The organism is Ramlibacter sp. G4-7, from assembly GCF_057784995.1.
Genome location: NZ_JBYNTT010000015.1, coordinates 1 through 21,553, shown reverse-complemented (window position 1 = coordinate 21,553; position 21,553 = coordinate 1). Strand labels below are relative to the sequence as shown.

The window sequence follows — 21,553 nt, the reverse complement described above, 5'->3', positions numbered from 1 at the left end:
CCTTCCATGTGGGACTGGTCCACGCTCCTCCAGACGCACGGCGTTCTTGCCGTGTCGCTGGCGCTGTTCCTCAAGCGCATGGGCGTGCCGATCCCGGCCTTCCCCTTCCTGCTGCTCGTCGGGGCGCAGAGCGCACGCGACGGCGTGCTGGCCGTGGGCGCGCTGGCCGCGGCCACTTTCGCGTCCATGGTGGCGGACACCGCCTGGTTCCTCGCCGGCCGCCGCTACGGGCGCGCCATGCTCGGCCTCATGTGCCGCATCTCCATGTCCCCGGGCACTTGCATCCGCCGCAGCGAAATCAGCTTTGCCGAGCGCGGCGACACCGCGGTGCTGCTGGCGAAGTTCATCCCCGGGGTCGCGGGGCTCGCGCCGCCGCTGGCGGGAGCGCTGGGCATGCGCTCGGGCCAGTTCACCATGCTGAATCTGATCGGCACCGTGCTCTGGACCGGCACCGGGCTCGCCGCCGGCCTCCTGTTCTACCGCGAGGTCCTGCTGGGGGTCGGCTGGGTCCAGCGGCTCGGCGTCGCGGCGCTGCCCTTCCTCGTCACGCTGTTTGCGCTGTACATCGCCTGGCTGGTCACACGCCGCGTGCTGATCACGCGGGCGGCCAGCCGCGCCCCGCGGATCGCCCCGCTGGAGCTGGCGGAACGCATGGCGCGTGGCGAGGCCATCCTCCTGGTCGACGTGCGCGGGACGGACCTCCTTCCGCACACGCGGCTGCCGGGCTCCCTGCACGCGCCTCCGGGGAGCGAAGCCTTCGACGGGCTGGCGGCCCGGCAGGGGCACTCCGAACTGGTGACGTACTGCGACTGCCCCGACGACGTGTCCGCCGCACGCGCAGCGCTCGAACTTGCCCGCCGCGGTCTGCAGGTGCGCGTGCTCGCTGGTGGCTTCGGAGCCTGGCGCGCGGCGGGCTTGCCGCTCGATCCGCCTTCGGCCTCCGTGTCGCAGCTGCATGGCGATGCCGCCGTTGCCGGGGTTGCCCAGTAGCAGGGGACGGCAGCCGCCGGGAAGTGCCGCCGTGCGTCAGCCGACGGCGGCCTTGCGCGCATCGGCCTGCAGCTCGCCGGCGATGTCCACGGCGAGCTGCAACCGCCGCTGTACCCAGGGCGTCAGGTCCTGGTCGGACACGTCCGGCAGGTCGAGCATGGAGGAGGGCTCCTCGCGGGCGGGGTCGGCGGCTGGCTGCGTTGCGCCTTGCCTGAGGGCGCGGGCGATCGCTGCCTTGGCCTGCTCCAGGGGCGGCTGCAGCCGTGCGAAGTCCAGCCGGTCGCGCCGCTGCAGCAGCATGGTCTTGATGGCCGTGAGCTGGGCGAGCAACTGGTAGCCATGTCCCAGCAGGCGCTCGAGCTCCTGCAGCGGCGGGCGCACCGCGCGCGGCTCCGACAGCGAGCGCTGCACGGCCTGCACCAGGGCCGACAGGCTGTCGTAGGCCTCGCGGCGCGCCAGCCGCCAGGCCAGTTCGGACTGGTTGTCGGCCGCTTGCGGCGCCGCCAGGCCGAGCGCGAGCTGCGCGTGCTTCTCCTGGGCCTGCAGGGTGCGCGCCACCAGGGCGCCGACCTGGGTGCGTTCCCAGGAAGGCAGCACGTAGCTGAAGATCCACGCGATGGACACGCCGATCACCGTGTCCAGCACGCGCTCGGCCACCTCGAACGCGGGCGAGATCTCCGGTGCCAGCTGGTGGGCCTGCACGAGCGCGAGCACGGTGGCCGCGACGGCGGTCACCAGGTAGCGTTGCAGCGCGAAGGCATGGGCGACGCCTTGCGCGAACGCCACCAGCAGGAGCAGCACCGGCGGCGGCAATTGCGCATTCAGCAGCGCGCCGGCGATCACGCACCCGAGCAGGGTGCCGGCGACGCGGCTGTTGCGCCGCTCCAGGGTCTGCGCCAGGCTGCCGCGCAGCACGACGACGATCGTCAGCAGGATCCAGTACTCGTGCGAACCCCAGGGCAGCGCCCAGCCGACGGCGTAGCCGGCCGCGATGGCCAGCGCCGCGCGGATGGCGTGGCGCAGGGGCGGTGCGTCCCAGCGCCACAGCGACAGGAAGGGCCGCCAGGTCCATTTCGTCGGGCTCACGAACAGGTCCCAGGCGGTGCGCACGACGGCGACGTCCGGCGTGGCCTCGCCGCGCGCGAGCGTCACCAGCCGCACCACCTCGTCGTGGACATAGCCGACGCGCCGCGCCAGCGCGCCGCCCAGCAGCTCCGGCGGTGGCGCGTGGATGTCCTTGCCCGCGGGGGCAGGGGCTTGCGCCGCCGCGACGGCCAGCGCCGGCCGCCGGTGCCTGAGTGCTTGCGGCTTGCGACCCAGCATCAGGGACTCGGCAAGCTGCTCGAGGTCGCCCGCCAGCGCCTGGAGTTCGACCCCCAGCTCCTGCAGCAGGGGCTGCTGGCCGGGCGCCGCGCGCAGGGCATCGAGGTCCAGTGCGCAGGCGACCAGGTGGTCGCGCATGTCCAGCACCTGCATCAACATGCCCGCCAGCTGCAGCCGGCGCTCGGTGACCGGCGATTCGAGGAGGATGTTGCGGGCGGCCTGCAGCTGGTCGGCCAGGGCCGCCTGCTGCTTCATCAGGCGGCCCACCAGTGCCGTGCGCCGCTGCGCGTCCGGCGGCATCGTGAAGTGCAGGCCCTGGGTGCGCATGAGGTCGGCCACGGCGAACAGCGAGTCCGACAGCGCCAGCACGCGATAGCGCTCATTCAGCAGCGAGTTGGCCACCGTCCCCCACAGGATGTAGCACCAGGCGCCCAGCGCGAAGACCAGCGTCTCGCGCAGCGCCTGGTCGAAGTCCGCGGGCGCCGGCGCTGCCAGGGCGAACACCATGGAGAACATCACCGAGACCGAGACCGGCAGGCCACGCCGGCCCCACGCGGCGCCGAGGAAGGCGAAGAAGGTCGCGCCTGACAGCAGCAGCATCAGCGCGAGGGGGGATTGCCGCAGCACGCTGGTGGCGAGGAACAGCGGAGTGCCGATAAGCACGGCCGGCAGGAAGTGCGTGAACTTGCCGCGCCGCGGCGCAGGCTGGTCCGGCGGCGTGACGACGATGGCGCCCACCGTCGCGGCAGCGGCTGCCGCCGGCCCGAGGAACAGCTGGACGAGGACGGTGACGAACAGCAGGCCGGTCGCGGCGACGGCGCCGTTGGCGACGTACGGACTCAGGACGATGCGCCGGGCCGAGCGGAGCACGTCGCGGAACAGGACACCCGGGTTCTTGCGCATCGCGTGCGGATTCTTGAGGTGGGGCGCATTGTTGCATCCGGCCGCCGCAGCCGGGCTGGAATGCATCGGGTCGGCGGCCACCACGCCATCGTTGCCGGGGCCAGGCCATCGGCTCCTTGCGGGCGTGCTCGGGCAGTGTTGGCGGGACCTGGTGAAAAGTCAGCCGCTTCGTTCAAGCCGGCAAGGGCGCCGCTGCGCAGAATTCATTGCACGGACCGACCGGTTCGCAACCCCCCAATTCCGGAGATTTCCATGAACCATTCCGACACTTCCTCCTGCTCTTGCATCCAGTGCCCCGGCAGCGCTTGCGCCTGCGGTTGCCAGCACCGCGCATCGGGCGAACAGCAAGCCGGCGCGGCCTGCACCTGCGCCGGCGGCTGCGGCTGCGAGGGCGCAGAGGCCGGCTGCCTGTGCGCCTCGCCTGCAGCGGCCTGAGCGGCGGGTCGCCGCGGGCGCCGGCCAGGCGGGCCGACGTCAGCCGGCGCTGGCGAACGCGGCGTCCACCATCGCCTGCGTGCCCCGGGAGAATTCCAGGGGACAGGGATAGTCCCCGCCTTCGCGCACCGTGCGGTTGAAGGCGGCCGCCTGCAGCTCGTAGTGGTTGGCCGCGGGCCACCGTTCGATGACGGTCTCGGTGCCGCGGTGCAGTTCCAGCCTCGCTTCGCCGAAGACGCGCGCGTTGAACGGCACCGGCAAGCGCAACACCCCCGCGTCGCCATGGAAGGTCAGCTCCTGGCGGGGATGCATGCGGATCGACGTGACGTTGACGAAGTCCGCATCGCCGAACCTGGCGGAGATGGCGGCATAGACGTCGACGCCGTTCTCCCACTGGATGCGAGCCTGCACCTCGGTCGCCTCCAGGCCGGTGGCAAAGCGGGCGCTGCCCATGACATAGCAGCCGATGTCACGCAGCGCGCCCCCGCCCATGCGGGCCTGGTTGCGGATGTTGCCCGCGTCCCGGTTGTTGAAGGTGAACGCGCCGTCGATGCGCCACAGCCGCCCGACCGCCCTCTCCGCCAGCAGCTTGCGGGCGCGCTGCCATTGCGGATGGTGCACGATCATGAAGGCTTCGGCGGCCAGCACACCGGCCGCATCGCGGGCAGCGATCAGCTGGTCGAACTCGACCGCCTGCATGGTCATCGGTTTCTCGCAGAGCACGTGCTTGCCCGCCCGCATCGCCTTGAGGCTCCATTCCACGTGCATCGTGTTGGGCAGCGGGATGTAGACCGCGTCGATGGCGGGATCGGCGAGCAGCGAGTCGTAATCCGCATGCACGCGCAGCCCCGGGGCGAGCGAGCGGAATGGCTCGGCCTTGGCCGGGTCCGAGGTGGCCAGTGCAGCGACATGGCCGCCAGGCGCCAGCGTGAGGGCTGGCGCCATGAACTCGCGCGCGAACTTCGAGGCACCCAGAATGCCCCAGCGAACATCCGACATGATCCGCCCCTCCATGACTGGAACGCGAAGACCAGCATACCCCGGCCCACAAGCGGCCGCTTCCGGCGCAAGATGCGCGATCTGCCACAGCACGAGAGCGACGCCATGCCACAGCCGACCCGCGAAGGGAAGCCGGTTCCCCAGGTCAAGTTCCGCTACCGCGCGGACAACGAATGGAAGGAGATCACCTCCGACGCCCTGTTCAAGGGGCGCACGGTGGCCGTGTTCTCCCTGCCGGGCGCCTTCACGCCCACCTGTTCCAGCACCCACCTGCCGCGCTTCAACGAGCTGGCCCCGACCTTCAAGGACAACGGCGTCGACCAGGTGGTCTGCATCGCCGTGAACGACCCCTTCGTGATGGAGGAGTGGGCGAAGAGCCAGGAAAGCGACAACATCTTCATGCTGCCGGACGGCAACGGCGCCTTCACCGAACAGATGGGCATGCTGGTGGACAAGAGCGACCTGAACTTCGGCAAGCGTTCCTGGCGCTACTCGATGCTGGTGCGCGACGGCATCGTCGAGAAGATGTTCGTCGAGCCCGACGAACCCGGCGACCCGTTCAAGGTGTCCGACGCCGACACGCTGCTGCACTACGTCAACAAGGACGCCCGGGAGCCCGACCAGGTCGCGCTGCTCTCGCGCGAAGGCTGCGCCTTCTGCGCCAAGGCGAAGAAGCTGCTGGACGAGGCGGGCGTGACCTACGCGGACGTGTCCTTGCCGCACAGCGTGCGCACCCGTGCGCTGGGCGCCATCGCGAAGGCGAAGACGGTGCCGCAGCTGTTCGTCAACGGCGAGCTGATCGGGGGCAGCGACGCCGTCGAGAAATGGGTGAGGCAGCGGCAGGGCTGAGCCCGCCATGGCGTCACAATGGCGCCATGTCCAACTCGACCATCGCGCCACGCCTGCCTGCGCCCCTGCGTTCGGTGGCGACGGCCCGCTACGTGACGCCCTTGCGCGAAGGCGGCTCCATGCCCGCCGTCGTGGAAGGCGACGACGACGGGCTGTACGTGCTGAAGTTCAGCGGCGCCGGGCAGGGCCGCAAGGCGCTGGTCGCGGAGCTCGTGGCCGGCGAACTGGCGCGCGCCCTCGGCCTGCTGGTGCCCGAGCTGGTGTTCATGGACCTGCACGCGGACCTGGCGCGCACCGAGGCGGATCCCGAGATCCAGGACCTGATCCGGGCCAGCGTCGGCCTGAACCTGGGGCTCGATTTCCTGCCCAGTGCGGCCGCGTACGATCCGCTCGTGTACCAGCCGGACGCGGCGCTCGCCTCGGACATCGTGTGGCTGGACGCCTTCGTGATGAACGTCGACCGTACCGCGCGCAACACCAACATGCTGCTGTGGCACCGGCGGCTGTGGCTCATCGACCATGGGGCGGCGCTGTACTTCCAGCACCAGTGGGACGGCTACATGGAGCGCGCTGCCTCGCCGTTCGCGCCGATTCGCGACCACGTGCTGCTGGCGTTCGCCTCCGACCTGGAGGCGGCCGATGCGCGCTGCCGCGAACGCCTGGACGGGGGCGTCATCGCCGCGGTCGTGGATCTCGTTCCCGACGACTGGCTGCGCGATACGGAGACCTTCGCCACGCCGGCGGACCAGCGCCAGGCCTACTGCAACTTCCTGCAGGCGCGCCTGGCCGCGTCCCGCGTCTTCACCGAGGAGGCCGTCCGTGCACGATCCCTGCGCGTATGACTACACGCTGATCCGCGTGGTGCCGCACGTGGAGCGCGGCGAGTGCATCAACGCGGGGGTTCTCGTGTGCAGCACGGCCCGCGCCTTCCTCAAGGCGCGCATCGAACTGGACACCGAGCGGCTGCTGGCGCTGGACCCGGCCGCGGACGTTCCCACGGTGCTGGCCGCCTTGCAGGCCATCGAACGCATCTGCGAAGGCGGCCCGCAGGCCGGCCCGATCGGCGCCTTGGGGCTGCGCGCGCGCTTCGACTGGCTGACGGCGCCGCGCAGCACGATCGTGCAGACCTCCGCCGTGCACACGGGCCGCGGGACCGACCTGGAAGCAGCGATGGAGCGGCTGGTGCAGAGGATGGTGCGGCGGCCGGCCCCGGCCAGGAAAGCAGGGTAGGAAGCGGTCACCTGCCAGGCTTGGCAGTCTCCCGCAGCCAGCGCTTGGTCTCCTCGACGTCGAGCAGCACCTTCGCCTGGGCCCGCAGGAGCAGCAATTCGCCGCGCAGCCTTTGCGCTTCCGAGGAGATCAACCGGTCCGCCTTGCGCGGCTGCATCCCGGAACCCGGCGCGACGCCCGTGGCTGCACGAAACCCGGCTTCGAGGCGCCGCGTCTCCGCCTGCAAGTCCGCCAGTTGCTCCTGCAGCGTGAGGATGTAGTGCTCCAGCCGCTGCTGGTTGGCGGCGGCCAGGTGCGCCGCATCGACCTGCTCGGCTTCCAGTTGCAGTTCCAGCAGGGCCAGCAGGTTGGCCTCGGCGTAGGCCTGGTTGGCCTGCTGCATGAGGGCCGTCTTGCGCGCACGCTGCTGCGCATCGGGCTCGCGGTCCGGATGCAGACCGCTGGCGAGCCTGCGGTACACCGCGCGCACGGACTGGGACGCCTCCTGCGCCGCCTGCGCGCGCTTTTTCACGCCCGCGGCGGCACGCCGTTTCGCTGCGCGCTCGAGGCGCTGGGCGGCGGCGGTGGCGGCCTGTTGCTCCCAGTCCTGCGCCAGGTCCTCCAGCAGGGTCGCATCGGTGGCCGCGTGCTCGACCTCTTCCTGCGTGGCACGCGCGGAGGGTGAAACGTCCTCGTGCCGCGCGACGACGGCGGCGATCTCCGCATCGTCCTGCACCTGCAGGAGGGCGCTGGCTGCTTCGCGCAGCAACTCGTGCAGCTGCCCGCGTTCGGCGCGTGTCAGTCCGGACTGCAGGCTGGCGTGATCCAGCGCCAGGACCCAGTGCCGCCAGGCCGCATGGAGTTCCCGGTGGACAGGCTCGACGGCCTGGTGGTAGCGGGCGATGCGCTCCGTCCACTCGGCGAGTGCGGCGCGCCAGAGCGCAACGTCCTGCACGAGGGAATTGAAGCGGGCCTGCTGCTGCGCCAGCACGGGGTCGGCGCCATCCGGCCGGATCTGCAGGGACTGGAGGGTGGCGTTCGACATCCAGGCATTGTCCCGTGGCCGGCACGACCACTGCACGACAAGCGCTTGGAGGACACGCCGCGGCTTGCTAGCGCGTGAACTCTTGCCAGAAGGTCCTCGTGGCCTCCATGCCTGCGGGCGTCCAGTGCACTGCCGGCGACATTGCGCGCACCAGCAGGTCGTTGCGTTCCTGGGCATCGGCTGCGAGCAACTGCGCGCGCAGGTGCAGCAGGTCCGGATCCAGCGTGTCCTGCCCTTCCTGCGCAGGATGGGGCGCGGCGCCCCTGAGCGCGGCACGGAAGCTGGCGCGGCGCCGGCGGGGCGCGGCAGGCTGCGCTTCGAGGTAGGGCTGGCCATCGGCGCTGGCTTCGCCGCGGATCCAGTCGTGCAGCACCTGCAGCTCGTAGCTGCTGAAGACGCCGAACATTTCGGCGCGGTCGCCCTGCAGCAGCTTCCAGAAGCGGCTGTTCTCTGCCGGCTCGCCGAAGCGCACCCAGCCGGCGGCGGCGAGGGCATCGACAAAGCTCCCCATTTCCTCGGGGCGTGCGAGCCAGTCGTTGATGCTGCGGCCCGCCACGCGGCAATAGTCGGAGTGCGCCCCCTGGCCCGAGCGCGCCTTGCGCGCCAGGATGCGCAGGGCCTCGCCGCGCAGGTCGAAGCCTTCCACGATGGCCGTGGTGCCCAGGCCGGTACAGGCCAGCTTGCTGCCCGCGCGCACGCGCTTCCAGAACGCGCCACCGTCGTCGAGCCGCGGCAGCATGTCCAGCACGGCCTGGCACGCGCGCCGGGCGTGGCCCGTGTCCGCGTTGTCCACCGTCACGTGCAGGGTGAAGTAGTAAGGGTCGAGACCGAGCTCGTTGAGCTCGTACGCGGTGACCAGCAGGTGCAGCGGGAGCTGTTCGTAGGCGAGGTTGAAGCCGATCACCTCCGGCAGGAAGGCCTGTGCGTTCCACCCCAGGGCGAGCTGGATGACGCCTTGTTCGTAGACGGCATCGGGCAGGTCGTCCAGCGGGTCCAGCGCGTAGCGCGCGAGAAGGCTCCGGTACAGCGCCACGTGGTTCTTGTCGGGCGCGCCTTCGCCGAGCTCCTCCACGTAGGTGCGCACCAGGTCGCCCAGGCGCGGGTTGGTCCAGTGCGGCAGCAGGCCGTAAAGCCAGGCGCCGTCCACCAGCTTGGTGGGCGCGACGTTGCGCAGCACGTACAGGGCCTGTGCCCGGTTGGCGAAGAAGCGCCGCGGCGCACCGGCCGCGCGTTCCTGCAGGTACGCCTGGTAGCGCCCGTGGACGCCGCGCATGTTGCCTTCCATCCAGGACAACAGCTCCTCGGGGGTTTCCGGAAGTTCGGCTGGCAGGTCCTCCACCTCGCCGAGTCTCGCGTGGAGAAAGGAGCTTGCGTCCGCGCGGGTGGCGGCGTCGGGTTCACGGTCGGCGAGGCGGTGGTACAGGCTCTGCAAGGGGCCGCTGCTGAGCGCCTGGACCTGGCGCATTTCTTGTTGTCCGATGTGCATCGCACGATCCTGACGAGTGCGCCGGCGGGGCGCCAGCAGGTCGCGCCCCCCAAGTTGGTGCGCGATCTCCTACCAGTTGCAGGACAAGGCCTTGTGCGCGCGATCAGGCGCGGACGGAATGCACGCCTGGTCCTCCGGACGCGGCTTCGCGCTGGACCACCAGGGCCGTGACCGCGATGCGTTCAACCTCTGCATAGGACGCGTTCTCCAGCTCTTCGCCAAAGACATCGGGGTCGAGCTCGCGGTAGCTCCACTGCCAGCCCCGGGCGGCCAGGAGCGGAAGCAGCGCGGGCAGCAGCGGGTCCTGTCCTTGCACGATGGCCACCCCCGTGTAGAGGACCAGCCGTCCACCGGGTGCGAGCCGGGCCAGCCCCTCGCGCACGATCCGCTCGGACAGTGCCTCGCCCCAGCGCCCGCCCCCGTGGCGGTACAGGCGCTGGCCCTCATCGTTGAGGTAGGGCGGGTTCGCCAGGATCAGGTCGAACTCCCCCCTCACCGGCGCGAACAGGTCCCCCTGCACGAGGCTGGAGTCCGGGACGCCCACGGAAGCCGCGTTGGCGCCGGCAAAGCGCAGCGCGCGCGCATTGATATCGGCCAGGACCAGCTCGGGCCGGCACGCGCTGCTCGCGAGGGCGGCCATGATCCCGCCGGCCCCGCTGCCACACCCCACGTCCAGGATGCGGGCGCCCTGGCGCAGCGGCCGCCGCGCAAGCTCCTGTTCGACCAGGGCAACGAAGCGGTAGGTGTCCGGGCCGAAGAACACGGCATCGGGTTCGTCGGTCGGGTAGGCCGAATGGGCGAAGAGGCCGCTGCCCAGGGTGGAGAATCGCACCGCGCTGCGGTACAGGCCCTGGCCCAGCTCCTGCAGCAACCCGGCACCCTGCATCGCCTGCAGCTGCGGGGAGGGCAGCAGGCCTGCGGGGAAGGGCAGGCTCCAGCCGAATGCGTCGCGCAGGTCGCGCGCAGGCTGTCCCTTGCGACGCCCGAGGATGCGGGCGTGCGTGGCCGGCGTCACGGTCACGAATGCATAGGACTGTTCGCGCAACCAGGCGGCCAGATGCAGCAAGGTGGGCGGCAAGAGGTCCGCGTCGGCAACAGCATTCATCGGCCGAGATTACAGGGCAGTGAGTGCCGCGGGTGTCGGCCGACGCCGACGCTGCGTGGGCGGGCGCAGGGCGCCCCGCCAGGGTGTGTCGAGGGGCGACGCACCTGCGATGGGCGGCTGACGTCAGGGCCGGGTGGCTTCGTCTGTACACTTCCTGCGATGGCGCCAAAACTTCTGCGCACCCAATCAACGCCTCCGGGTGAACCGTCCCCGCATCCCACGCAAAACCAGCTGCTCGGCGCCCTCTCGCCGGAGGTTCAGGGGCGCCTGTTCCAGCATCTCGAATTCGTGGAGCTTCCCCTGCGGGCGCTGATGTACGAGTCGGGCCGGCCGATGCGGCACGTCTACTTTCCGACGGATTCCATCATCTCGATGCAGTACCTGATGGCGAACGGCGCATCGACGGCCATCTCCGTCGTGGGCAACGAGGGCCTGCTCGGCATCACCCTGTACATGGGCGGGGAGAGCACGCCCGTCCGCTCCCTGGTGCAGAGCGCGGGATCCGCTTATCGCCTGCCGAGACCGCGCGTGAAGGAGGAGTTCGAGCGCCACGGCGAGCTGCTGCTCCTGATGCTTCGATACACGCAGGCCCTGATCACGCAGATCGGGCAGACGGCGGTGTGCAACCGGCACCATTCGATCGACCAGCAGCTGTGTCGCTGGCTCCTGCTGTCGCTCGACCGCCTGTCGCACAACCGGCTGACCATGACGCAGGAGTTCATCGCCAACATGCTTGGCGTGCGCCGGTCAGGCGTCACGGACGCCGCCGTCAAGTTGCAGAAGCTCGGCGTGATCTCGTACGAGCGCGGCTTGATCGAGGTGCTGGACCGCGAACGCCTCGAATCCCTGAGCTGCGAGTGCTACCGCGTCGTCAAGACGGAAACGGACGTCCTGCTGCGCTACCAGCCGCAAAGGCAACTCATCCAGGACGCCAGCAGCATCCGGACCGTGGCGCTTCCTCAGGGCTGACGGCCGTCAGGCCGAGTCCCTGCGATCCTGCTGCTCGCTCTCGTGCGGGTACTGCGCGTGCGAGTCATCGCTGGATCGCGCCTGGGGCTCCTGCTCCCGGCGCTGGTAGTCGTCCTGCATGTGATTCCACAGGCCGGCAGGGCCTTCGCCGGAGCGTTGGCCCTGGGGGTGTGATCCGGACATCTTCCGCTTTCGATTCCTGCTGCTATTGACCGCCCATTCTGGGGCCAGTCCCGGGTGCGAATCTGTACGGTTGCGGACAGTCGGGGGCAGGGAGTCGCGCTAGGGCGTTGCTCCACGCCGGCCCTTTCTTCCCTTACCTTGCCCGCAGGCCCGCGAATCCCGTCGGTTACGATGGCCGGCGGCAGTCCCGAAATGCAATTCGCACGCCCCATGAGCCGCCTGTCCCTGACCCGCACCAAGATCTACCGCACCGTCGCCCGCCAGCTGCACGGCGTCGTTCCTTGCTGGGTCTGCGGCGATCCGGTGGCGCCGGAGGAGGCCACGCTGGAACACATCACCCCCTTGTGCGAGGGCGGCAGCAGCCACATCGAGAACCTGGCGATCAGCCATGGGGTGTGCAACAACCGGCGCCACGCCAGACGTGCGGCGGATGAGGTGCCGCCCTTGAGCCCCGCGGCGCCTTCGATCTAGAGTGGGGCACCCTGGAGGTGCCCGATGAACAGGACAAAACTCTTGCTCGGCGCGGCGGCGCTTCTCGCCGGCTGCGCGACCCCACCCGACAAGGTGCTCTCTTCCGATGCCAGGACCATCAGGCTCGAATGGCGGCCATGGCAGGTCAGCGAAGGGGTCGTGCGCGGGCACGCGCTCCTGTACTGCAACGGTTACCCGATCGAGGAAGTGCAGGCGGAGGCCTCCGCTTCCGGCCTGAAGCGCGCGAAGACCTGCGCTGCGTCGGAGCCTAGGTCGGTGGGGCCGCCTGCGGGTCGGCGGCTTCCACGGGCGGCAGCGGGAGTTCGACGGTGCGCGCCGCGAGCATGGCAATTGCGGCGCTGAGCGCCGCCATCGCGTAGCAGAAGACCGCCACGGCGCGACTCAGGCCGAGGTGGTCGGCCAGCCAGCCCACCGCCACGATGGGAACGATGGTGCCCAGGTAGCCGACGATCATGTACGAGGCCAGCAACCCGGCGCGCTGCCTGGCAAGCGTGAGCTTGCCGATCACCGACATGCCGGCGACGTTGGCGAGGCCATGGCCGAAGGCGGTCACCAGCACGCTGGCTGCGAACAGCGACGCCGTGCGGCTGGAGGTGGTCCACGCGAGCAGCAGGTTGCAGGCGACGAGCGCCGCGCCGCCGACCACGACCACCGTCTTGGTGCGCCAGTTCCGCACGAGGAACTGGAAGCCCGAGGACAGGAACAGGATCGCGGCGATCGTGGATCCGCTCACGGCGGGGCCGTGCCAGGGAATCAGTTCGCGCATGAGGCTGGGAGCCAGCGAGGCATACAGGCTGAACATCCCGAAGGCGCTGAACGCGCCCAGGCTGGCGATCCAGAAATGGCGACGCCCCCTGCGCGGCGGTCGCGCGAAGCGAGGCATCCACTGCGCGATGGCCGCCCGCAGCCCACCGACGGGCACCGCGTGCCCCGCCGCCGCGGGCGGCGTGGGGTCACGCAGCTGGAACAAGGCATACACCGCCAGCAGGCCCATCGCAATGGACGGAACGTAGGCGGTCACCAGGGGGCGCGGCAGCCATTGCGCGACCAGGCCGCCGGCCAGCGGGCCCATCCCGAAGCCCAGCGTCATCGCCACCGTGGTGATCGCCGACACGCGCCGCGGATCGCGTCCCGCACCGGTCTGCACGAGGCCGATCGCCGCCGAGGTGCTGATCATCCCCGAAGCGATGCCGATCACCAGGCGCGCGGCCATGAACACGGGGACGTTTCCCGCCAGCGCGGACAGCACGATGCCCAGGGTCATGAGCACCAGGCCGAGCCGCAGGTTGGCCAGGAAGCCGAAGCGTGCAGTGAGCCGGCCCATGAACAGCAGGCTGGCCAGCACCCCGAACATGTAGACCACGAAGATGTGGGTGATGTCGCTGGCGCGCAGGTTCCACGTCACCTGGTACAGGGGATACAGCGGGCTGGCGAGCGCCGTCCCCATGACCCCCACGCACATCGAATAGCAGATCCAGAAGAAGGGCGGCCAGGAGCGTCGCACGGGCATGGGGAGGGAAGGGGTGCCGCGCCGGGCGGCAAGGGACGGGGCAGGGGCCGATGCTAACCGTGCGCCCGATCCGGCCGCGAAGGAGGAACTGCCGGTACTTCTTGTCGAGGTCGCCGTACTTGATGAAGTCCTCGCCGGCAAGACCTTCGCTGCCCGCCAAGCCCGCGAACACCGGGGGAGTTCGAGTCGCCGCGCCGCACGAACACCTGGGCCAAGGCATGAAGGCCAGGATTAAGCCTTTCGTACGGGTAAACCCCCGTGCCAACACCCCATCCTGCGCCTAAAGTCCGCTTGGTCCGGTGGCCTGACCACCCGGCCACCCAACCTCCATGCCCATCGAAGCCATCAGTTCCAAGCGCCTCTACCGCCAGATCGCCGACCAGCTCGGCGACCTGGTGCGCCGTGGCGAGTTCAAGCCAGGCGACCGGCTGCCGTCCGAGCGCGACCTCTCGCAGCAGTTCAACGTCAGCCGCGCCTCGGTGCGCGAGGCGCTGATCGCGCTGGAAATCGACGGGCTGGTCGACGTGCGCGTCGGCCTCGGCGTGTTCGTGAACGCCGCGCCCGCTGCCAATTCGCAGACGGCTGCCATGGGCGAGCCGGGCCCGTTCGAGGTGCTGTCCGCGCGCTACCTGATCGAAGGCGAAACGGCCGCACTCGCGGCGCGCGACGGCAGCGCCCGCGACCATGCGCGCATCCGCGAAACGCTGCAGCTGATGGCCGACGAGATCAAGGACCGCGGCATGGGCCTGGACGCCGACGCGCTGTTCCACCTGCGCATCGCCGAGGCCTCGGGCAACAGCGCGCTGGTGCACCTGGTGCACCAGCTCTGGAACTTCCGCTACAGCGCCATGTTCCGCAAGCTCGACGAGCACTTCGACAGCCTGGAGCGCCACGAGCAGGCCATCGAGGAGCACCGCCGCCTCGTCGAGGCGATCGAGAAGCGCGACGTCGAAGGCGCGCGCGCGGCCATGAACCACCACCTGGACACCGTGCGCGCCGCGCTGGAACGCGGCTGGGAGCTGGCCAACGTCAATGGCGACGCCCCCGCCAATCCGCCGCGCGTGGCCGGCGCCACCGCCTGGTCCTGATCGCCCACTTTCACGAGCGGCTGCCGTCCCGGCGCCTCGCTCCCAAGGAGTTTCCCTGCCCATGCATCCGCATCCCCTGAACCTGTCGGCCAGCCGCTTCCTCCCCGACGATGGCTATGTCGGCACCCTGGTCGCACGCGTCTGGCGCCCCGACGTGCAAGGTCCTTCCGTGGTCGCGCTGCGCGAACACGGGGTCTACGACCTCTCGGCCGAGTTCCCGACCATGAGCACGCTGCTGGACCTGCCCGAGCCGGCCCGTGCGGTGCGCGAGGCCACGGGCGAGCGCCTGGGCAGCCTGGAAGAGATCCTCGCCAACAGCGACGAGTCGCAGCGCAAGGCAGGCCAGCCCTTTTTCCTCGCGCCCTGTGACCTGCAGGTGGTGAAGGCGGCCGGCGTGACCTTCGCCACCAGCCTGATCGAGCGCGTGATCGAGGAACAGGCCGACGGCGACCCGGGCAAGGCGCAGGAGGTGCGGGCGCGCGTCGTCGCCCAGATCGGCACCGACCTCTCGGCGGTCAAGCCGGGCTCGGAGCAGGCCATGCGCCTGAAGTCGCTGCTGCAGGAGCAGGGCCTCTGGTCGCAGTACCTGGAAGTGGGCATCGGCCCGGATGCGGAGGTGTTCAGCAAGGCGCCGGTGCTGTCCTCGGTGGGGACGGGCGCCGACATCGGCATCCGCTCCGACTCCACCTGGAACAACCCGGAACCCGAAGTCGTGCTGGCGGTCGACAGCCGCGGCCGCATCGTCGGCGCCGCCCTGGGCAACGACGTCAACCTGCGCGACCTCGAAGGCCGCAGCGCGCTGCTGCTGTCCAAGGCCAAGGACAACAACGCCTCCTGCGCCATCGGCCCCTTCATCCGCCTGTTCGACGCCAGCTTCGGCCTCGCCGACGTGCGCCGCGAGAAGGTGGACCTGCGCGTCGACGGCCCGGAGGGCTTCGTGCTGGAAGGACTCAACTCCATGGAGTTCATCAGCCGCGAGCCGCAGGACATCGTCGACCAGGCGGTCGCGGCGCACCAGTACCCGGACGGCTTCATGCTGTTCCTGGGCACGCTGTTCGCGCCCACCCAGGACCGCGACGCGCCGGGCGCAGGCTTCACGCACAAGGTGGGCGACCGCGTGTCCATCCGCAGCGCCCGCCTGGGCGAGCTGTGCAACCGGGTGACGCACAGCGAGCAGGCCGCGCCCTGGACCTTCGGCCTGCGCGCCTTCATCGCCAACCTGGCGCAGCGCGGGCTGCTGGCGAAAGGCAGGATCTGATGGACGCGTCGACCAGCACCCCGGTGGGGCCGCTCACCATCCGCCTGCACGCGGACGACGACGTCGTCATCGCCCGCAAGCAGCTCGTCTCCGGCACGTCCTTGCCGGAGGAGGAGGGCGTGCGCGTGGCGGGACTCATCCCGCCCGGCCACAAGATCGCCGTGCGCGACATCGCCGCCGGCCAGCCCGTGCGCCGCTACGGCCAGATCATCGGCTTCGCCTCGCAGGCGATCCGCTGCGGCGCCCACGTGCACGTGCACAACCTGGCGATGGGCAGCTTCGACCGCGACGCCGCCGGCGTGGCCGGCGTCGATGCGCGCGCCACCGAAGCCGCGGCCCAACCCGCCACCTTCATGGGCATCGTGCGCGCCGACGGCCGCGTGGCCACGCGCAACTACATCGGCGTGCTCACCTCGGTGAACTGCTCGGCCACGGCGGCACGCGCCATCGCCGACCACTTCCGCCGCGACATCCGGCCGCAAGCGCTGGCCGACTTCCCGAACGTCGACGGCGTCGTCGCCCTCACGCACGGCGCCGGTTGCGCCGTCGATTCGGAAGGCGAGGGCCTGCGCGTCCTGCGCCGCACCCTGGCCGGCTATGCGCGCCACGCGAACTTCGCCGCCGTGCTCGTCATCGGGCTGGGCTGCGAGACCAACCAGATCTCCTCCTGGATCGAGCACGAGGGCCTGGCCGAGGGCGCGGCGCTGCAGACCTTCAACATCCAGGACAGCGGCGGTACCGCGCTGGCGGTGCAGCGCGGCGTGGAAGCCGTGCGCGCGCTGCTGCCGGAGGCCAACCGCGTCGAGCGCGTGCCGGTCCCCGCCAGCCACCTGGTCGTGGGCCTGCAGTGCGGCGGCTCGGACAGCTACTCGGGCATGACCGCCAACCCGGCGCTGGGTGCGGCGATGGACCGGCTGGTGCGCCACGGCGGCACCGCCATCCTGTCGGAGACGCCGGAGATCTACGGGGCGGAACACCTGCTGACGCGCCGCGCGCAAAGCCGCGCCGTGGCCGACAAGCTGCTCGATCGCATCCGCTGGTGGGAGGCGTACTGCGAGCGCATGGGCGCCGACATGAACAACAACCCCTCGGCGGGCAACAAGGCCGGCGGCCTCACGACCATCCTGGAGAAGTCGCTGGGCGCCGTCGCCAAGGGCGGCAGCACCAACCTGGTGGAGGTCGTCGAATACGCGCAGCCGGTGCGCTCGCACGGCCTGGTCTTCATGGACACCCCGGGCTACGACCCCGTCAGCGCCACCGGCCAGGTGGCGGGCGGCGCCAACCTGATCTGCTTCACCACCGGCCGCGGCTCCGCCTACGGCTGCGCGCCCACGCCCTCGCTGAAGCTGGCGACCAACACCACGCTGTGGCAGCGCCAGCGCGCCGACATGGACATCAACTGCGGGCCGATCGCCGATGGCGAGCTGTCCGTCGATGCCATGGGCGAAGAGATCTTCCAGACGCTGCTGCGCATCGCCTCGGGCGAGAAGACGCAGAGCGAGCTGCATGGCTACGGCCAGAACGAATTCGTGCCCTGGCAGCTCGGCGCGATCACCTGAACCCTGTTCCCCTCATTCACTTTCACGCAACCCGACCCGGAGACAACATGAACTTCCCGAACCGCCGCCACCTTCTCGGCCTGATGGCCCTCGCCACGCTGCCCCTTTCCACGATGGCGCAGCCGCCCGCGTACCCGGCCAAACCGGTCGAACTGGTGGTGCCCTACCCGGCGGGCGGCGGCACCGACGTGCTCGGTCGCGCCTTCGCGATGGCGGCGATGAAGCACCTGTCGCAGCCGCTGATCGTGATGAACAAGCCCGGCGCCGCCGGTGCCATCGGCTGGGCCGACGTCCTGAACGGCAAGGAGCCCGGCTACAAGGTGGCCCTGCTGGCGACCGACCTCATGACGCAGCCGAACATGGGGCTGACCAAGATCACCTACCAGGACTTCACGCCGATCGCCCGCCTCAACTACGACCCGGCGGCGATCACCGTGCGCGCCGACGCTCCCTGGAAGACGGTGGAGGAATTCGTCGCGGCCGCCAAGAAGGGCGAGTTCCGCATCGGCAACGGCGGCAACGGCTCCACCTGGCACCTGGCCGCCGCCGCGGTCGAGGACAAGACGGGCGCGAAGTTCACCCACGTCCCGTTTGCGGGTGCCAATCCCGCTGCGCTGTCGCTGCTGGGTGGCCACATCGAAGCCATCACCGTGAGCGCCGCCGAGGTGTACCCGCACGTCGCCGCCGGCAAGCTGCGCGTGCTGGGCGTGATGTCGGACCAGCGCATCAAGGGTTTCGAGAACGTGCCCACGCTGAAGGAGCGCGGCCTGGACATCCAGATCGGCACCTGGCGCGGGCTGGCCGTGCCCAAGGGCACGTCGCCGGAGATCGTGGCCGCCCTGCGCACCATGGCCGCGGAAACCGCGAAGGAACCCAGCCTGCGTGAAGCGCTGGACAAGCAGAACATGGGCTACGCCTATGCGGACGGCGATGCGTTCGGCGCCGTGATGGCGCGCGACCACGCCTACTACGGCGCGCTGATCCAGAAACTCGGCATCAAGGGCCAGTGATGGCAGGGAACGTGCGGCTCTCCGCCGCGCAACTCACCGACTTCGCCGGGGCCCTGCTTGCGAAAGCGGGGATGCCGGCGGACAAGGCGCAGGCCGTCGCGACCGTTCTGGTCGACGGCGACCTGATGGGGCACACCACGCACGGCCTGCAGCTGCTCGCGCCGTATCTCGCCGAGATCGAGAAGGGCGGCATGGCGCTCGAGGGCGAGCCCAAGGTGCTGTCGTCGCGGCCGGCCGCGCAGCTGTGGGACGGCCGCCGGTTGCCGGGACCGTGGCTGGTGCTGCGGGCCCTGGAAGAGGCGACGCGGCAGGCACGCGAGCAGGGCACCGGCACCATCGTGATCCGGCGCAGCCACCACATCGCCTGCCTGGCGAGTTACCACCGGCGCGCCGCGGAGCAGGGCCTGGTGCTGCTGCTCACCTGTTCCGACCCCAACACGGCCAGCGTCGCGCCCTTCGGCGGCCTGGACCCGGTCTTCACGCCGAATCCGATTTCGGCGGGCTTCCCCACGGGCGGCACGCCGGCCTCGGTCGACATCTCCACGTCGACCACCACCAACGGCATGACGGGGCGCCTGCACCAGGAGGGCGGCAAGCTGCCGGCGCCGTGGTTGATCGATGGCCGGGGTCAGCCGTCGAACGATCCGGCCGTGCTGTTCAACGAGCCGAAAGGCACCATCCTGCCGCTGGGCGGGCTCGATTCGGGACACAAGGGCTACGGGCTGTCGCTGCTGGTCGAGGCCCTGACCGGCGGCCTCGCGGGCCATGGCCGCGCCGACGCGCGCGAAGGCTGGGGCGCCACCGTGTTCCTGCAGGTGCTGGACCCGGCGGCCTTCGCCGGGCTCGACGCCTTCGAGCGCCAGATGGGCGAGGTGGCACGCCAGTGCCGCGCCGCCAGGCCCGTCGACGCGCAGAGGCCGGTTCGCCTGCCCGGCGAACGAGGCTACCAGCTGGCCGCCAGCCAGGTGCAAGAGGGCGTCCTGCTGCACGAGGGCATCCTGCCTGCGATCACGCCGTGGGCGCAGAAGTACGGGGTGCCGTTGCCCAAGGGTGTGGGAGCGCACTGAGGCACTTCGTCGCCGGCGCGGCGGGCTGAAGTCGCGAGGACCACGACAACCCGTGGTCCTCGCGGGCGAGCACGCGTTACCCGCAGGTTAACTGCGGCGAAGATCTTTTCAATTTACGGCGGGGCCGGGGCGTTGAAGAATGCCGCAACTACCCGGAGCCGCCGTGAGCAACCTGTCCCCGCCTGATCCCGCCAGCCCGGCCGTCGCACCGGCGGAACTCGACGCCCTGGTCGGCGCCTGTGAGCTCGAAGCCTATCCGGGCGAGGTGATGGAGCGGCGCATCGCGCGCGGCGATTTCGATCCGCGCGGCAAGCGCGTCCGTGTGCTCAACCCGCGGGGCACGGCACCAGCGATCCGCCTGCGCCCCATGGCGGCGCGCCGCGGCGGGCTTGCAGGGCGCACCGTGTACCTGGTGGACGTGCGCTTCATGAACGGCAAGGCCTTCCTGGAGGAGATCCAGGGCGTGTTCGCCGAACGCTTTCCGGACGTGAAGACCGTGGTGCGCCAGAAGCGCGGCGGCTATACCGAAGACGACCCGGAGCTCTGGAAGGAGATCGAGGCGAATGCGGCCCTGGTGATCATGGCCATCGGCCACTGCAGCACCTGCGCGCCCGCGGTGGCCGTGCACTGCATGAACCTGGAGGAGCGGGGCATCCCGACGGCGCCCCTGGTCACCTCCGCCTTCCCCGACCTCGTGCGGGCCGTCAGCCGCAAGGCCGGCATGCCCCGCCTGCGCTTCACCTTCGTTCCGCATCCGGTGAGCGGCAAGACGCCCGCGCAGTTGCGGGACTACGTGCGCGGGCCCGACCCGGTGGCGGGCACGCCCGTGATCGACGGCATCGTGCAGGCACTGACCGCGCCGCTGACGGCCGAGGAGTCGGCCACTGGGCAGGTCGAGCGGCCGGTGCCGCGCATGCTGGGCGCCGACGCGGAAGACGAACTGCACGCCATGTTCCGCGAAGCCTGGTGGTCCGACGGGCTGCCCGTGGTGCTTCCCACGCCCGAGCGCGTGTCGGCGATGCTGGCGGCGACGAGCCACGACCCGGGCGAGGTCGTGGGGCAGATGCGCCCGACACAGACGCAGGAAGACTGGACGTACACGGTGGAGCAGGTGGCCGCCAACGCCGTGATGGCCGGTGCCCAGCCCGAACACTTTCCGGTCATCCTGGCGCTGGCCGCCAGCGAGGTCACGGCGCTGCACAGTTCCACCAGCGGCTTTGCAACGATGGTGGTCGTCAACGGACCGATCCGCCACGAGATCCGCATGAACGCCGGGCTGGGGGCGCTGGGCCCCTTCAACCACGCGAACGCGGCGATCGCCCGTGCCTACCATCTGCTCTCGCGCAACCTGGGGGGCGGCGCCGTGCCGGGGATCACTTACCTGGGCTCGCAGGGCAATCCGCTCAACTACGCGGGAATCTGCTTTGCCGAGAACCAGGAGCGCAGCCCCTGGGAACCCTTCCACGTGCAGAAGGGCTTCGATCCGGAGGAGAGCACCGTCAGCATCTTCCGCGGCCGCACCTTCAGCCACATGCTGGAGATCCGCGCGAAGACCTGGCGAGAGCAACTGCTGAACATGGTGGCCGGCTACACGCCGGTGCCCTCCACCGGCCTCACGCTGCTGGTGGAACCGCTGGCAGCACGTGCGTTGGCGGAACGCGAGGGCTTCAGGTCGAAGGACCAGCTCGCCCAATGGTTCCACGAGCACTCGACGCTGCCGTACGAGACCTACTGGGACTACCAGCTGGTGGTCAACTACATCGAGCCGCTCGCGCGCAAGGGCACCGAGCCCTTCGCCTCCTACCTCGCGCAGCCGCCCGGCTCGCGCGTTCCCCGCTTCGCGGATCCCAAGGCCATCAGCACGCTGGTGGTCGGCGGCGAAAAGAACGCGTACTGGTACACGACGGACTTCCAGTACATGAAGACGGTGCGCATCGACGACTGGCGCTAGGTGTGAAGGTTCAATAGGTTCTTGCGGGTGTTCACCCGGAGAGGTTTTGAGAGACTGGGAATCGCCAAACCCCCAGTGAACTCAACTTTCCAAACCGGATGAACACCCATAAGAATGCCCGA

The 21,553-nt window shown here is 70.2% G+C and carries 18 protein-coding genes; 12 read left to right on the top strand and 6 right to left on the bottom strand.

Features of this window, described 5'->3' with window-relative positions; genetic code table 11:
- Positions 1 to 6: 6 nt before the first annotated feature.
- Entirely contained in the window at positions 7 to 990 is a 984-nt protein-coding gene (locus tag AC3EGR_RS19370; protein WP_488548154.1) for a VTT domain-containing protein, read from the top strand.
- 36 nt (positions 991 to 1,026) lie between these two features.
- Here AC3EGR_RS19370 and AC3EGR_RS19365 read toward each other — a convergent pair whose 3' ends face one another.
- A complete protein-coding gene (locus AC3EGR_RS19365) occupies positions 1,027 to 3,216 on the bottom strand; it encodes an FUSC family protein (RefSeq protein WP_488548153.1) in 2,190 nt (729 codons plus the stop codon).
- A 474-nt stretch (positions 3,217 to 3,690) separates the two neighbouring features.
- The gene (locus AC3EGR_RS19360) at positions 3,691 to 4,650 is read right to left on the bottom strand and encodes a Gfo/Idh/MocA family protein (protein ID WP_488548152.1); all 960 of its coding nucleotides are present in this window, start codon (positions 4,648 to 4,650) and stop codon (positions 3,691 to 3,693) included.
- 105 nt (positions 4,651 to 4,755) lie between these two features.
- Between AC3EGR_RS19360 and AC3EGR_RS19355 the strand changes: the two genes are divergently transcribed.
- Genes AC3EGR_RS19355 through AC3EGR_RS19345 form a run of 3 tightly spaced genes read left to right on the top strand, consistent with a single transcriptional unit; the run spans position 4,756 to position 6,729 of the window.
- Positions 4,756 to 5,499, top strand: a complete 744-nt coding sequence (locus tag AC3EGR_RS19355) for a glutathione peroxidase (protein WP_488548151.1) — start codon at positions 4,756 to 4,758, stop codon at positions 5,497 to 5,499.
- Between the two features lie 26 nt (positions 5,500 to 5,525).
- On the top strand, positions 5,526 to 6,341 hold the full coding sequence (locus tag AC3EGR_RS19350; protein ID WP_488548150.1) for a HipA family kinase: 816 nt from the start codon (positions 5,526 to 5,528) through the stop codon (positions 6,339 to 6,341).
- On the top strand, positions 6,319 to 6,729 hold the full coding sequence (locus AC3EGR_RS19345; RefSeq protein ID WP_488548149.1) for a DUF3037 domain-containing protein: 411 nt from the start codon (positions 6,319 to 6,321) through the stop codon (positions 6,727 to 6,729). Before AC3EGR_RS19350 ends, AC3EGR_RS19345 begins: the two co-directional genes overlap by 23 nt.
- A 7-nt stretch (positions 6,730 to 6,736) precedes the next feature.
- Here the strand turns inward: AC3EGR_RS19345 and AC3EGR_RS19340 are convergent, their stop codons facing one another.
- The 3 genes from AC3EGR_RS19340 to AC3EGR_RS19330 form a co-directional block, all read right to left on the bottom strand.
- Positions 6,737 to 7,753 carry a hypothetical protein gene (locus AC3EGR_RS19340; RefSeq protein WP_488548148.1) on the bottom strand — a complete coding sequence of 339 codons (1,017 nt, stop codon included), beginning with the start codon at positions 7,751 to 7,753 and terminating at the stop codon, positions 6,737 to 6,739.
- 67 nt (positions 7,754 to 7,820) lie between these two features.
- Complete coding sequence (locus tag AC3EGR_RS19335) at positions 7,821 to 9,218, bottom strand: iron-containing redox enzyme family protein (RefSeq protein ID WP_488548147.1); 1,398 nt, start codon at positions 9,216 to 9,218, stop codon at positions 7,821 to 7,823.
- Between the two features lie 124 nt (positions 9,219 to 9,342).
- The gene (locus tag AC3EGR_RS19330) at positions 9,343 to 10,344 is read right to left on the bottom strand and encodes a methyltransferase (protein WP_488548146.1); all 1,002 of its coding nucleotides are present in this window, start codon (positions 10,342 to 10,344) and stop codon (positions 9,343 to 9,345) included.
- Between the two features lie 159 nt (positions 10,345 to 10,503).
- Here AC3EGR_RS19330 and AC3EGR_RS19325 point away from each other — a divergent pair, with 159 nt between their 5' ends.
- Both AC3EGR_RS19325 and AC3EGR_RS19320 read left to right on the top strand, forming a co-directional pair.
- Positions 10,504 to 11,313: a Crp/Fnr family transcriptional regulator gene (locus AC3EGR_RS19325; protein WP_488548145.1), complete on the top strand. Its 810-nt coding sequence runs from the start codon at positions 10,504 to 10,506 to the stop codon at positions 11,311 to 11,313.
- A gap of 393 nt (positions 11,314 to 11,706) precedes the next feature.
- On the top strand, positions 11,707 to 11,967 hold the full coding sequence (locus AC3EGR_RS19320; RefSeq protein WP_488548144.1) for an HNH endonuclease signature motif containing protein: 261 nt from the start codon (positions 11,707 to 11,709) through the stop codon (positions 11,965 to 11,967).
- 268 nt (positions 11,968 to 12,235) lie between these two features.
- On the opposite strand, the gene AC3EGR_RS19315 is transcribed toward AC3EGR_RS19320, so the two are convergent.
- Positions 12,236 to 13,498 (bottom strand): MFS transporter, encoded by a 1,263-nt coding sequence (locus tag AC3EGR_RS19315; RefSeq protein WP_488548143.1) that lies wholly within the window; start codon positions 13,496 to 13,498, stop codon positions 12,236 to 12,238.
- A gap of 329 nt (positions 13,499 to 13,827) precedes the next feature.
- Between AC3EGR_RS19315 and AC3EGR_RS19310 the strand changes: the two genes are divergently transcribed.
- From AC3EGR_RS19310 to AC3EGR_RS19285, 6 genes are all read left to right on the top strand, one after another.
- Positions 13,828 to 14,586, top strand: coding sequence for a FadR/GntR family transcriptional regulator (locus tag AC3EGR_RS19310; protein ID WP_488548142.1), 759 nt, complete (start codon positions 13,828 to 13,830; stop codon positions 14,584 to 14,586).
- Between the two features lie 61 nt (positions 14,587 to 14,647).
- Positions 14,648 to 15,844 carry a fumarylacetoacetate hydrolase family protein gene (locus AC3EGR_RS19305; protein WP_488548141.1) on the top strand — a complete coding sequence of 399 codons (1,197 nt, stop codon included), beginning with the start codon at positions 14,648 to 14,650 and terminating at the stop codon, positions 15,842 to 15,844.
- Positions 15,844 to 17,403 (top strand): UxaA family hydrolase, encoded by a 1,560-nt coding sequence (locus AC3EGR_RS19300; RefSeq protein WP_488548140.1) that lies wholly within the window; start codon positions 15,844 to 15,846, stop codon positions 17,401 to 17,403. Before AC3EGR_RS19305 ends, AC3EGR_RS19300 begins: the two co-directional genes overlap by 1 nt.
- A gap of 47 nt (positions 17,404 to 17,450) precedes the next feature.
- Entirely contained in the window at positions 17,451 to 18,413 is a 963-nt protein-coding gene (locus AC3EGR_RS19295; protein WP_488548139.1) for a Bug family tripartite tricarboxylate transporter substrate binding protein, read from the top strand.
- On the top strand, positions 18,413 to 19,480 hold the full coding sequence (locus AC3EGR_RS19290) for an Ldh family oxidoreductase (RefSeq protein ID WP_488548138.1): 1,068 nt from the start codon (positions 18,413 to 18,415) through the stop codon (positions 19,478 to 19,480). The genes AC3EGR_RS19295 and AC3EGR_RS19290 overlap by 1 nt, the downstream gene beginning before the upstream one ends.
- Before the next feature lie 163 nt (positions 19,481 to 19,643).
- Complete coding sequence (locus AC3EGR_RS19285; RefSeq protein ID WP_488548137.1) at positions 19,644 to 21,431, top strand: UGSC family (seleno)protein; 1,788 nt, start codon at positions 19,644 to 19,646, stop codon at positions 21,429 to 21,431.
- The last annotated feature ends 122 nt before the right edge of the window (positions 21,432 to 21,553 follow it).

Bases quoted from the DNA above. Each gene is read 5' to 3' on its own strand.
- AC3EGR_RS19360 (WP_488548152.1), bottom strand. From the start codon at position 4,650: ATGTCGGATGTTCGCTGGGGCATTCTGGGTGCCTCGAAGTTCGCGCGC.
- AC3EGR_RS19320 (WP_488548144.1), top strand. From the start codon at position 11,707: ATGAGCCGCCTGTCCCTGACCCGCACCAAGATCTACCGCACCGTCGCC.
- AC3EGR_RS19325 (WP_488548145.1), top strand. From the start codon at position 10,504: ATGGCGCCAAAACTTCTGCGCACCCAATCAACGCCTCCGGGTGAACCG.
- AC3EGR_RS19315 (WP_488548143.1), bottom strand. From the start codon at position 13,498: ATGCCCGTGCGACGCTCCTGGCCGCCCTTCTTCTGGATCTGCTATTCG.
- AC3EGR_RS19330 (WP_488548146.1), bottom strand. From the start codon at position 10,344: ATGAATGCTGTTGCCGACGCGGACCTCTTGCCGCCCACCTTGCTGCAT.
- AC3EGR_RS19370 (WP_488548154.1), top strand. From the start codon at position 7: ATGTGGGACTGGTCCACGCTCCTCCAGACGCACGGCGTTCTTGCCGTG.
- AC3EGR_RS19350 (WP_488548150.1), top strand. From the start codon at position 5,526: ATGTCCAACTCGACCATCGCGCCACGCCTGCCTGCGCCCCTGCGTTCG.
- AC3EGR_RS19295 (WP_488548139.1), top strand. From the start codon at position 17,451: ATGAACTTCCCGAACCGCCGCCACCTTCTCGGCCTGATGGCCCTCGCC.
- AC3EGR_RS19290 (WP_488548138.1), top strand. From the start codon at position 18,413: ATGGCAGGGAACGTGCGGCTCTCCGCCGCGCAACTCACCGACTTCGCC.
- AC3EGR_RS19305 (WP_488548141.1), top strand. From the start codon at position 14,648: ATGCATCCGCATCCCCTGAACCTGTCGGCCAGCCGCTTCCTCCCCGAC.
- AC3EGR_RS19340 (WP_488548148.1), bottom strand. From the start codon at position 7,753: ATGTCGAACGCCACCCTCCAGTCCCTGCAGATCCGGCCGGATGGCGCC.
- AC3EGR_RS19310 (WP_488548142.1), top strand. From the start codon at position 13,828: ATGCCCATCGAAGCCATCAGTTCCAAGCGCCTCTACCGCCAGATCGCC.
- AC3EGR_RS19355 (WP_488548151.1), top strand. From the start codon at position 4,756: ATGCCACAGCCGACCCGCGAAGGGAAGCCGGTTCCCCAGGTCAAGTTC.
- AC3EGR_RS19300 (WP_488548140.1), top strand. From the start codon at position 15,844: ATGGACGCGTCGACCAGCACCCCGGTGGGGCCGCTCACCATCCGCCTG.
- AC3EGR_RS19365 (WP_488548153.1), bottom strand. From the start codon at position 3,216: ATGCGCAAGAACCCGGGTGTCCTGTTCCGCGACGTGCTCCGCTCGGCC.
- AC3EGR_RS19335 (WP_488548147.1), bottom strand. From the start codon at position 9,218: ATGCGCCAGGTCCAGGCGCTCAGCAGCGGCCCCTTGCAGAGCCTGTAC.